Genomic DNA, 11218 nt, shown 5'->3' on the forward strand with positions numbered 1-11218 from the left:
GGACCGCATGGCATACCGGACGCTGACCTGGATCGTGGTGGTGCTGCACTTCGCGTACCTTGGCTATCTGCTGTTCGGCGGGTTTCTGGCCTGGCGGTGGCGGCGCGCGATCTGGCCGCATCTGGTGGCGGCGGGCTGGGCGGTCGCGGTGCTCGCCGTGCCGCTGGAGTGTCCGCTGACCCTGGCCGAGAACTGGTCGCGGGGGCGGGCCGGCGGGCCGGTACCCACCACCGGCTTCATCGACCGGTACGTCGAAGGTGTGCTCTATCCGGATCGGTTCACGATCGGAGTGCAGGCCGGCGTCGCGGTGCTGGTCCTTGGCTCCTGGTTCGGATACCTGGCCCGTCGGCCGCGACCGGTGCTCACCCGCTAGCTCGTGGTCGCCTTCCGCTGGCCGGACTGGCGGGAAATCCGTGGCGGTTCGCGGCGAGCACCACGATCAGCACGGGGACCAGGAGCACGAGCACGCTCCACGGGAAGGCGCGGCTGCCCAGCATTCCCAGCAGCACGCCACCGACGACTCCACCACCGGCCATCGCCGCGTTCCACAGGGTGACAAGCATGGCCTGTGCGCTGTCCGCCGCGTCGCCGCCCGCCTCGGCGGCGGCGGTTTGCAGGAGCGTGGGCACCCCGCCCCAACCGAGGCCCCACAGCGCCATTGCCAGGTAGACGAGCCAGGGGCTGCGCGCCAGGACGGCGAGGATGGCGGCGGCGAGCGCGACCAGGATCGCGCTGACGATGGTGAGGGTCCGCAACCGGCGGTCGATGTGCGCGCCGACGACCCAGATGCTCACGAGGGCGGCCACCCCGAAGCTGAACAGGGCGATGTCGACGGTGTCGGTCATGCCGACGGCTGCCAGGAACGTGGCGACATAGGTGTAGAGCACGGTGTGGCCGAGCACGAACATGGCCGTGACCACCAGGACCGCCGGCACGCCGGGCACGCCGAGGGCCCGCCGGACCCCGACCGGTGCGGTGGACCGCCGACCAGGTCGGTCCGGGACCAGTGCGACGATCCAGCCCAGCAGGACGACGGCCAGTCCACTCATCAACCAGAACGGCGTGCGCCAGCCCAGCGCCGCACCGAGAAATGTGCCCGCCGGGACACCGAGAGAGAGGGCCGCCGGGATGCCGGCCATCACGATGGCGATGGCCCGGCCCCGCAGGTGGGCCGGGGCAAGGCTGCGCGCGTACCCGACGAGCAGCGCCCATACCAGGCCGGCGGCGACGCCGGCGACGAACCGAGCCAGCATGGTGAGCGGGTACGACGCCGACGCGGCGGTGACGGTGTTGGCGACGGCGAATCCGGCGATGCCGGTCATCAGGACGGTCCTGCGCCGCCACGCGGCCGTGGCGACCGACAACGGGATCGCCGCGAGGGCGGTGCCGATCGCGTACACCGTCACCGCCTGGCCCGCGGCGGATTCGCTGACGGTGAGGTCGGCGCTCATCGCCGGCAGGACGCCGGCCGGCAGCGCCTCCGTAAGCACGGTGACGAAGGCCGCGGTGCCGAGCGCGGTCAACGCGGGCAGGGAGAGCCGGTTCTGGACCGGCGTCGCCAGCGCCACGGCCGGCTCGGTGGTGTCGTTTCGCACGGTCGTATGCTCGAACCGTCACATTCGTGTGAGGGTCAAGGCGACGAGATGCGAGGCCGGTCACATGCGAATCGGAGAGCTGTCCGAGCGGACCGGCACCTCCCGCCGCCTGCTGCGCTACTACGAGGAACAGGGACTCGTCTTCCCCCGGCGATGCGCGAATGGCTACCGGGACTACGACGAGCGGTGGGTCGACCGGGTACTCCAGATCAGGGCGCTGCTCGACGCGGGCCTGCCGGTCCGATTGATCAAGCTCGTCCTGCCCTGCCTGGACAAGCCGACGGCGATCCACTTCACCGACGCCACGCCGGACATGCTTGCCACGTTGGAACGCGAACGCGACCGGATGACCGCCCGGATCGCCTGCCTCGCCCGCAACCGGGACGCCATCGCGGACTACCTGGACACCGTGCGCCGGTATGCCCGTTCCATCGACGTCGTCCCGACATCAGACCGATCCTGACCGGAGCGGCTGGCCGGTGCATCGTCCACCGTCAGACCACTATGTCTCGTCGGACGGCTGTGTCTCGTCTTTACGGCTGTGTCTCGTCGGACGGCGCGGGCCCCGTGGCCGGGGGCGGTTCGGCCCACCACCCGGCGAGCCGCCGGCGCTGGTGGTCGCCGCCGTTGCGGGCGTCGAAGCGGTCCGCCAGGTCGCGGGCGGTGGCGAGCAGTTCGGCGCCGAGCGAGGCGACGTCCGACGGGTCGAGGGAAGCTGCCGACCCGGCGACCGTGGCGCTGGCCTCGGTGGCGCTGGCCTCGGTGGCGCCGGCCTTGGTTACGCCGGCCTTGGTGGCGCCGGCCTTGGTGACGCCGGCCCCGACGGTCCGGCGGCAGACCAGGGTGCCGGCGGCGGCGAACTCCATCCTGGACCGGTCATCGACGGCCCCGGCCAGCCGGGGCCGTTGCGCGAGGAGGATGTCCAACCCTCGTGCCGGATGCTCGGCCAGCGCGCAGAACCGCAGGTGCGTGGCCATCCGGGGAAACGCCGCCAGTTCGTCGCGGTGCCGCCGGTAGGCGGTGACGTGCGCGGCGGCCGCCTCGGCGTACCGGCCGAGCCGCAGCAACGGCAGGACGGTCGCGGCCAGCGCCCGTTCCGGCTGTTCAGGACACTGCGATCGGCCGGCCAGTACCGGCTCGACGACCCGGATCGCGGCCGCGTCGGCGTCCCGTCCGGTCAGCGGCCCGGTTCCCGGCCTCGTGGCCCGGTCCGCCAGGACGTCCGCCTGCCGGCAGGCCACGCAGGCCGCGCACTCCCCGGCGACCCCCTGCCCAGCCAGGTCGATCATGAGGTTGGCGGGCGTTCTGCGGATCGAAATGTCAGGTAACGTCGTGATCAACTCGGGGGCGGTGGTGGTCAGCCAGGCGAGAAGCGCGTCGGTGGCGGCCGGTTCGTCGCCGGCCTGGGCGGCCAGTTCGGCTCGCAGGCCGACGAGACCCGGGGTGCCGGCCGGGTCGCGTCGCTCCAGGTCGGCAAGCATCGCGTACGCCACGTCCAGCGTGATCCGCAGGGTGCCGACGGCGAGAGCGACGATCCGCCGCTGGAAGTGGTCGAGCAGGTCGGCCGTGCCGGGGTCGATCTCCTCGACGGTCGACCGGCACCGGCGCAGCACCGACGGCATCCGCCAGCCGGTGCCGGCCCGGTCCAGGGCGTCCAGCAACTCCACCCGGACGGCCAGTGCCAGCTCGGGCGGCCCGGCCGCGTCCGCCTCCGCCGCGAGTTCCGTCAACCGGTCCACCCGGTCGGGTCCGTCGGCCAGGTCCCGCGCCGCGTCCAGGCGCACCAGCAGGTCGGCCGAGCCTGCTCGGGGTACGGGCACGTCGGCCGAGCCTGCTTGGTGGACCAATGGGTCTGCCGAGCCGCGCCGTGCGGCGTACCACCGGGGCAGCGTGACGGGCGTGGTGCCGGCGGCGTCCGGTCCGGAGAGTGGGGACACGCGACGTCCCTTCTGGAGGCGTTTATCACACGATTACCGACCGGGGCGCGGCGGCAGGCCGGACACGGCCGCTGGAAGCCGTGGATTTTCCGGCGACACGACTACCCTGTGACTCTATGGCGGGCCGTACCCCACAGACGAGCCGGCGACGCGGCGCGTCGTCGACCCGGTCGAACACGCGCGGCGCCGCCACCCGGTCCCGGCAGCCGACGCGGGGCCGCCCCGCCGCCCGGCGTACCACCAGGAACGCCAAGCCCGGAGCGGCCGTCTACGTGGGACGGGCGCTGGGCGGGATGTGGATGGGGGTCGCGCACGGGCTCGGCTGGGCCGTCCGCGCCGCCGGTCGACAGGCTGCCACGGCGCGTGACCTGGACCCGGAGCATCGACGGGACGGCGCGGGGTTGCTGCTGTTCGGCCTCGCGATCCTGACCGGGGTGGCGGTCTGGTTCTCCGGGGCGGGCCCGCTGGGCAACCGGATCGCCGACTCGCTGAGGTTGTTCTTCGGCGCGGTCGCGGTGATCCTGCCGGTGCTGCTGGGCATCGGCGCCTACCGGCTGTTGCGGCATCCGGTGTCCGACGAAACCCCCGGCGGTCGTGGCCTGGTGGGTTGGTCCGCGCTCATCGTGGGCACCGACGCGCTGCTGCACATCGCCCAGCAGCCGGTGGACACCGCACAGCGGGACTATGCCGGCGGTCTGATCGGTGCCGGTGTCGGCGACCTGCTCGAACGCGGCGTCACCGCGTGGGTCGCCGTTCCGCTGCTGGTCCTGCTGCTGTTCTTCGGACTGCTCGTGGTCACCGCCACGCCGATCAACAAGATTCCGGAACGGCTGGGCCTGCTGGCCGGCTCGGTGACCGGCGCCGAGCCCACGGACGCCGGGACCGACGAGGAGGACGCGGCGGCCGACCCGCCGCGACGTGCCCGGAAGCGTCCGCTGAAGCGGCCGGCCGCCTTCGAGCCGGACGCCGGCGACGACCCGGTCGATCTCGACGAGGACGAGGACGCGGGGATGCGGCGGGACACCGTCGTGTTGCCGCGCAAGCCGTCCCGCGTCCCGGCGGCCCGCCGGCAGCCGGATCCGCCCGAGCACTCGCCGGCACCCAGCCGGGCCGAGCAGTTGGCCATCACTGGTCTCGCGGGGGACTACAAGCTGCCGCCGAGCAACCTGCTCCGGACCGGCAGCGCCCCGAAGTCCCGCAGCCGGGCCAACGACGAGGTGATCGCCGCGCTCACCGGCGTCTTCGACCAGTTCGATGTGGACGCCGCGGTCACCGGGTTCACCCGGGGGCCCACCGTCACCCGGTACGAGGTGGAGCTGGGGCACGGCGTCAAGGTGGAGCGGATCACCCAGCTCTCCCGCAATATCGCGTACGCGGTGAAGTCGCCCGACGTGCGGATCCTCAGCCCGATCCCGGGCAAGAGCGCGGTCGGCGTGGAGATCCCCAACAGCGACCGGGAGGACGTGGCTCTCGGCGACGTGCTGCGGTCCCGGACGGCGTCCGCCGACCACCACCCGATGCTGGTGGGCCTCGGCAAGGACATCGAGGGCGGCTACCAGGTGGCCAACCTCGCGAAGATGCCCCACATCTTGATTGCGGGCGCCACCGGGGCTGGGAAATCGAGCTGCCTGAATTCGCTGCTTGTGTCCATATTGGCGCGGGCCACGCCGGACGAGGTACGGCTGCTGCTGATCGACCCGAAACGGGTCGAGATGAGCGGGTACGAGGGGATCCCGCACCTGGTCACCCCGATCGTGACGAACCCCAAGAAGGCGGCCGAGTCGCTGGAGTGGGTCGTCCGCGAGATGGACATGCGGTATGACGACCTCGCCGCGAACGGGGTCCGGCACATCGACGACTACAACCGCAAGGTGCGGGCTGGCGAGATCACGGCGCCGCCGGGCAGCGAACGGGAGATCCGTCCGTACCCGTACCTGCTGGTGATCGTGGACGAGCTGGCCGACCTGATGATGGTGGCGCCGCGCGACGTGGAGGATTCGGTGGTCCGGATCACCCAACTCGCCCGGGCCGCCGGCATCCACCTGGTGCTGGCCACCCAGCGGCCGTCCGTGGACGTGGTGACCGGTCTGATCAAGGCGAACGTGCCGTCCCGGTTGGCGTTCGCGACGTCGTCGCTTGCCGACTCCCGCGTCATCCTCGACCAGCCGGGTGCCGAGAAGCTGATCGGCCGGGGCGACGGGCTGTTCCTGCCGATGGGAGCCTCCAAGCCGCTGCGGATCCAGGGCGCGTGGGTTTCCGAGAAGGAGATCGACGCGATCGTCAAGTTCTGCAAGGACCAGCGCGAGCCGGAGTTCCGGCCGGACGTGCTCACCCCACCGCAGGACAGCAAGAAGAAGATCGACGAGGACATCGGCGACGACCTGGACCTGCTGCTCCAGGCGGTGGAACTCGTGGTGACCTCGCAGTTCGGCTCCACCTCGATGCTGCAGCGCAAGCTGCGGGTCGGCTTCGCCAAGGCGGGCCGGCTGATGGACCTGATGGAGACCCGGGGCATCGTCGGGCCGTCCGAGGGCTCCAAGGCCCGGGACGTGCTGGTGAAACCGGACGAGTTGGAGGAGGCGCTGACCGGCATCCGGGGCGCCGACGGCTGACGGCCCACGGGTAGGCGTTCGCGCCGCCTGCCGGCGGGTATGACGCTGACGTCGCGCCGGTGCGCCAGATATCCGACGCACGGGCGCGACGTCAGGCTGTCAGGCGCCGCCCGCCAGGTCGCGGCGGCGGAACATCGCCACCGCGCCCTGGAACAGCACCCCGGCGAGCGCGACGAGCACGACGACCGCCACCACGCTGATGTCCTCCAGGGGATAGTCACCGACGTGCTCGAACGGCGACAGTCGCAGCGCGCCGTCGGGGATGTCGAGGACCGGGGCGAAGTAGCCGGCGATCAGCCCGTAGCCGAGGACCACCCAGATCACCGGAAGCACTCTCGGTGCCGCCGCGTACAGCAGGACGGCGGCGGCGAGCACCAACCACACAGCGGGGGTGTGCGCCACATGCCCGAGCAGCACCTCGCCGATCAGGCTGGCATCGCCGGCGCTCACCGCGGCACCGACGCCCACCCCGAGGCCGGCGACGAGCAGCAGCCACGGTATGCCGGCAGCCGCCACCGCGGCGTGGCTGCCGACCCACGCCGTACGGCTCACCGCCGTGGCCAGCACCGGCTCGGTCCGCCCATCGGTCTCCTCGGCCCGGAGGGCCTGGACGGCGAGCACCGCGTAGACCCCGACGACGAGCGCCATCGTCAGCCCCATCATCGCGAGGTAACCGGCGAGCAGGTTGTCCGCCCCGCCAAGGATTGCCACCATGTCGTCGGGGCCGTCGGTGAAGCCCTCCAGCAGCGGCTGGGTGAACGAACCGTAGGCGAGCCCGGCGACGAGCAGGGCCGCGCTCCAGCCGATCAGGCTGGCCCGGTGCAACCGGAACGCGAGGGTGAGCGGCCCGGCCAGCCAGGCGGCGGCCCGGGGCGAACCGGGACGGGGCGGCACCAGGCCGGCGCCGAAGTCCCGGCGGGCCGAGAGCCGGTAGCCCGTGGCGGCGGTGGTGGCCACGAACGCCAGGTTGACCGCCAACGGCCACCACCGGTCATGGACGTACGGGGCGGTCTGCTGGGACCAGCCGAGGGGGGACAGCCAGGACAGCCAGGACGGCCCGCTGCCCTGCACCGCCGCCATGTCGCCGAGGCCCCGCAGCAGGAAAGCGGCTCCCAGCGCGGCGCCGGCCATGCCGGAGGCCGCCCGCGGATACTCCGACAACTGCACGGTGACCGCCGCGATGCCGGCGAAGGCAAGCGCCACCGCGCCGATGGAGGCGCCGAACAACAACGAGCCGCCCGCGTCGAACCCCCGGCTGGCCATCGTCCCGGCGACCAGGAGCGCCACCAGCACCGCCATCGTCGCGGTGAGGACGAGCGCGGCGGTGAGCTGGGCGTGCTTGCCGACCACGTTGGCCCGGATCAGCTCGGCGCGACCGGAGCGCTCCTCGACGCGGGTGTGCCGCACCACCGTGAGCAGCCCCATCAGCCCGGCGCCGATGGCCACGTAGAGGCCGTACTGGCCGGCCAGGAACCGTTCGATGGTGATGTCGTCGAAACCGAAGCCGCGGCCGCCGAACAACGCACCGGCGGGACTGCCGGAGAAGGCGCTCAGCCCTTCCAGGTCCTCAGGGGACTTCGCGACGGTGTCCAGCGCGGTGGCGAAATACATCATGAGCAGCGGTAGGCCGAGGGTCCACGAGGGGAACCGGATCCGGTCGCGGCGCAGCATGAACCGCAGCAGGACGCCGGTGCCGGTGACGGCGCTTCCCCGGGCGGCGGCGGTCGAGGTCGGGCGGCTGATCACGGCCGTGGTCATCGGGCCACCTCCGAAGCGCCGTTGTGGACGAACCGGTCGTCGTAGTGGCGCAGCAGCAGTTGCTCCAGCGTCGGCGGGCGGACGGTCAACCCCTGGACGCCGAGGGTGCCGAGTTCGCGCACCACGGCGGCGAGCTGGTCGCCGTCGACATCGAAGCGGACGCGACCATCCGCCGAGTGCCACTCGTGGATGCCGGGGAGACCGGCGAGGCCGTCGGCCGGCCGGTCGGTGACCGCCTCGACCGAGGTGCGGGTGAGGTGGCGCAGCTCGGTCAACGAGCCGGTCTCCACGATCCTGCCCTGGCGGATGATCGAAACCTGGTCCGCGAGCACCTCGACCTGGGCGAGGATGTGACTGGAGAGCAGCACCGTGCGACCGGCCTCCTTGATCTCCCGGATGCAGTCCTGGAACACGGCCTCCATCAGCGGGTCCAGGCCGGCGGTGGGTTCGTCGAGCAGGAGCAGCTCCACGTCGCTGGCCAGTGCCGCGATCAGGGCCACCTTCTGCCGGTTGCCCTTCGAGTAGGTGCGGCCCTTCTTGCTCGGGTCGAGGTCGAAGCGTTGGCACAGTTCGTCGCGCCGAACGGGATCAGCCCCGCCGCGCAGCCGGGCGAACAGGTCGATCGCCTCGCCACCGGTGAGGTTGGGCCACAGCTCCACGTCGCCCGGAACGTACGCGAGGCGACGGTGCAGCCGCACCGCGTCCCTCCAGGGGTCGCCGCCGAGCAGCCGCGCCTGGCCCGCGTCGGTGCGCAGCAGCCCGAGCAGGATCCGGATGGTGGTGGACTTGCCGGCGCCGTTGGGGCCGAGGAAGCCGTGCACGGTGCCGGGTTCGACCCGCAGGTCGAGCCCGTCCAGGGCCTTGACCCGGCCGAAGGACTTGTCGATGTGTTGGATGTCGATGGCAGCAGTCATTGTGGTGTACCTCGTTCGGGTAAGGCTGCGGGCAGCCTGGTGTCCGATGACGTGGATCGCGATGGTTCGCGGGAAGACGCGGGGATCGCCGGGATTCGCCGAGGATCGCCGGGATGGGATCGCCGGCTCGCGGAGGAGGATGGGTCACGCCGGGGGCGTGGAGTCAGGCGTTGTCCGGGTCGGCCGCCGGCGGATCCGGGACGTACATGAGGTATTCGTCGAGCATCGACCGGTCGACGAGCAACCCCTCCGTGAACAGTTCCAGGGCGGGCAGCGCGAGTTCGTCCATGTAGCGGCGGAACAGGGCGGGGAACTCGTCGGGGTGCGCGTCCGCGCCGTGCAGGGTGAACCAGAGCAGCATGCTGCCGCTCGCCTGATAGGCCAGATACCGCGTACGGGCGGCACGGTCCCGGCTGGGCCGGACGACACCCGCCGCCTCTCCCGCCGACAGGTACGCCTCGGCGTCGGCGATCAGGTGCTCGATCGTCGTGCGTGCCAGTTCCCCGCCGGTCTGCAGGCTGCGTAGCAGGTAGTGCACCATCGGCGCGAACTGCTCGACCTGGGCCATCTGGGCCAGCAGCATCGTCCCGGTGCCGTCGGTCAGCGCCTTCGACTTCTCCCGGTGCACGAACTCCAGCACGTGCTCGTCACAGGCGCGACGTAGCCCGTCCTTCGAGCCGAAGTGGTGGATGACCAGGCCGGCTGCCACCCCGGCGTCGGCTGCGATGGCGCGCAGCCCCACGGCGAAGCCATCGCGGGCGAACCGGGCGATGGCGGCGTCGCGGATCCGGCCGGCGGTGGCGACCTGTTCGCCATTCCGGCCCTCGGAAGCCACGCCACCCGGTGCCACGTCGCCAGATTAAACACTTGTTCAATCGCGGCGCAAGTGCGTATTGAACGTATGTTCAATTGGAGCTGGGGAAGGGCCGGATCGCCGCCCGGCCCGGTCAGTGGAAGATCTTGAGTCCCACCACGCCAGCCACCACCAGGAAGAGGCAGGCGATCCGGGGCAGGCTGGCCGACTCGTTGAGCGCCAGCATGCCGACCAGGGCGGTGCCAACCGCGCCGATGCCAACCCAGACCGCGTACCCGGTGCCGACCGGGATCTCGCGCAGCGCGTACGACAGCCCGATCATGCTGAGGATCGCGGTGACCGCGAAGACGAGCGACGGTACGAGGCGGGTGAAACCGGCACTGCGGTCGAGGGCGATGGCCCACGCGGTCTCCAGCAGTCCGGAGATCACCAGTGCGATCCAGGCCATGATGTCCCTCCACCAGGACGAGTTGGGCACCCGACTGTGGCACGCGCACCGGTCCCGGGGAACGACCGGACCGCCGTGGTGGGCAAGGTCACCGCCGCCCGTCCGGGTCTTGACCTCAATCCCGGTTCAGCTATCACCATGCCGGCATGACTGTGCTGCTGACCGACGCCGATGTCGCCGCGGTTCTCGACGCCCCGGAGGCGGTGGCGGGGATGCGGGACGCGCTCCGGGCCGCCTACGCCGGCCAGCTCGTCGCCCCACCTCGGGCGTCGTCCCCGCTCGACGGCGGCCGGCTGGTATTCACCACCGGGCAGTCCGCGCAATGGTACGGCTTCCGGTCGTATGACACGTTCGGTCACCCGGAGGGCGAGCAACTGGTGGTGCTGCACGACGCCGGCTCCGGCCGGATCCGGGCGATCGCCGTCGGGGACGAGCTCGGTTCCCGGCGTACCGGGGCGATCGGCGGCGTCGCGGTGGACGCGCTGGCCCGCCCGGACGCCGGCACGCTGGGCGTGGTGGGTGCCGGCGGACAGGCGTGGACCCAGGTCTGGGCGGCCGCGGCGGTCCGGCCCCTGCGCGAGGTACGGGTGTTCAGCCGTACTCCGGGCGGCAGGGAGGCGTTCGCCGCCCGGGTCCGGGCCGAGTTGGGCGTGCCGGCCCGGGCGGTGACCGACGCCGCGACGGCGGTACGCGACGCCGACCTGGTGGTGCTCGCGACCACCAGCCCGCGTCCGGTGATCTCGGCGGACGACCTGTCCCTGGGCGCGCACGTCAATCTGGTGGGCTTCAAGCAGCGCGGCCGGGCCGAGTTCGGCCTCGACCTGCTGGACCGCGCGGACCTGCTGGCCACCGACTCGCCGCAGCAGGTGCGGGCCTACGACCCACCGATGCTGGCCGCCGCGCCGCCGTACCTTGGCCGGCTGCACCACCTGGGAGCGGTGCTGGTCGGGGCGGCTCCCGGGCGGTCGACGGCGGAGCAGGTCACGGTCTTCTGCTCGGTGGGCCTGGCCGGGACCGAGGTGTTCCTCCTCAACCGGCTCACCCGCACCCTTTCCCCCGCGATCTAGGGCAGATGGTCGCGATTGGAGATCAAGTCACGACCATCTGCCCTAGATCGACGGGGAGGGGGGTGGGGCGGTG

Annotated in this window: 10 protein-coding genes and 1 pseudogene; 4 read left to right on the forward strand and 7 right to left on the reverse strand. The window is 72.0% G+C overall.

The genetic code is table 11. The annotated features are described in order from the left end of the window. Positions 1–7: 7 nt before the first annotated feature. Complete coding sequence (locus tag ACFQUZ_RS31215; protein WP_377448686.1) at positions 8–373, forward strand: DUF2784 domain-containing protein; 366 nt, start codon at positions 8–10, stop codon at positions 371–373. On the opposite strand, the gene ACFQUZ_RS31220 is transcribed toward ACFQUZ_RS31215, so the two are convergent. Then, a complete protein-coding gene (locus ACFQUZ_RS31220; RefSeq protein ID WP_377448688.1) occupies positions 363–1595 on the reverse strand; it encodes an MFS transporter in 1233 nt (410 codons plus the stop codon). The genes ACFQUZ_RS31215 and ACFQUZ_RS31220 overlap by 11 nt on opposite strands. Positions 1596–1659: 64 nt before the next feature. Here ACFQUZ_RS31220 and ACFQUZ_RS31225 point away from each other — a divergent pair, with 64 nt between their 5' ends. Further along, on the forward strand, positions 1660–2058 hold the full coding sequence (locus ACFQUZ_RS31225; RefSeq protein ID WP_377448689.1) for a MerR family transcriptional regulator: 399 nt from the start codon (positions 1660–1662) through the stop codon (positions 2056–2058). A 70-nt stretch (positions 2059–2128) separates the two neighbouring features. On the opposite strand, the gene ACFQUZ_RS31230 is transcribed toward ACFQUZ_RS31225, so the two are convergent. Then, positions 2129–3532, reverse strand: a complete 1404-nt coding sequence (locus ACFQUZ_RS31230) for a hypothetical protein (RefSeq protein ID WP_377448691.1) — start codon at positions 3530–3532, stop codon at positions 2129–2131. Positions 3533–3648: 116 nt separating this feature from the next. On the opposite strand from ACFQUZ_RS31230, the gene ACFQUZ_RS31235 reads away from it, so the two are divergent. Further along, the gene (locus tag ACFQUZ_RS31235) at positions 3649–6144 is read left to right on the forward strand and encodes a DNA translocase FtsK 4TM domain-containing protein (RefSeq protein ID WP_377448693.1); all 2496 of its coding nucleotides are present in this window, start codon (positions 3649–3651) and stop codon (positions 6142–6144) included. A 99-nt stretch (positions 6145–6243) separates the two neighbouring features. Here the strand turns inward: ACFQUZ_RS31235 and ACFQUZ_RS31240 are convergent, their stop codons facing one another. The 5 genes and pseudogenes from ACFQUZ_RS31240 to ACFQUZ_RS31260 all read right to left on the reverse strand — a co-directional run bounded on the left by ACFQUZ_RS31240 (position 6244) and on the right by ACFQUZ_RS31260 (position 10078). Beyond that, positions 6244–7902: an ABC transporter permease gene (locus ACFQUZ_RS31240; protein ID WP_377448695.1), complete on the reverse strand. Its 1659-nt coding sequence runs from the start codon at positions 7900–7902 to the stop codon at positions 6244–6246. Further along, complete coding sequence (locus ACFQUZ_RS31245) at positions 7899–8816, reverse strand: ATP-binding cassette domain-containing protein (RefSeq protein ID WP_377448697.1); 918 nt, start codon at positions 8814–8816, stop codon at positions 7899–7901. Before ACFQUZ_RS31245 ends, ACFQUZ_RS31240 begins: the two co-directional genes overlap by 4 nt. 163 nt (positions 8817–8979) lie before the next feature. After that, positions 8980–9399, reverse strand: a complete 420-nt coding sequence (locus ACFQUZ_RS31250; RefSeq protein ID WP_377448705.1) for a hypothetical protein — start codon at positions 9397–9399, stop codon at positions 8980–8982. Between the two features lie 78 nt (positions 9400–9477). Further along, positions 9478–9666: pseudogene (locus tag ACFQUZ_RS31255) on the reverse strand (TetR family transcriptional regulator); the annotation flags it as partial. 97 nt (positions 9667–9763) lie between these two features. Next, a complete protein-coding gene (locus tag ACFQUZ_RS31260; protein WP_377448699.1) occupies positions 9764–10078 on the reverse strand; it encodes a DMT family transporter in 315 nt (104 codons plus the stop codon). 146 nt (positions 10079–10224) lie between these two features. Between ACFQUZ_RS31260 and ACFQUZ_RS31265 the strand changes: the two genes are divergently transcribed. Beyond that, positions 10225–11145 carry an ornithine cyclodeaminase family protein gene (locus ACFQUZ_RS31265; protein ID WP_377448700.1) on the forward strand — a complete coding sequence of 307 codons (921 nt, stop codon included), beginning with the start codon at positions 10225–10227 and terminating at the stop codon, positions 11143–11145. Positions 11146–11218: the final 73 nt, after the last annotated feature.

The sequence above is a fragment of the Plantactinospora sp. GCM10030261 genome, assembly GCF_042666615.1.
Lineage (GTDB): Bacteria > Actinomycetota > Actinomycetes > Mycobacteriales > Micromonosporaceae > KBS50.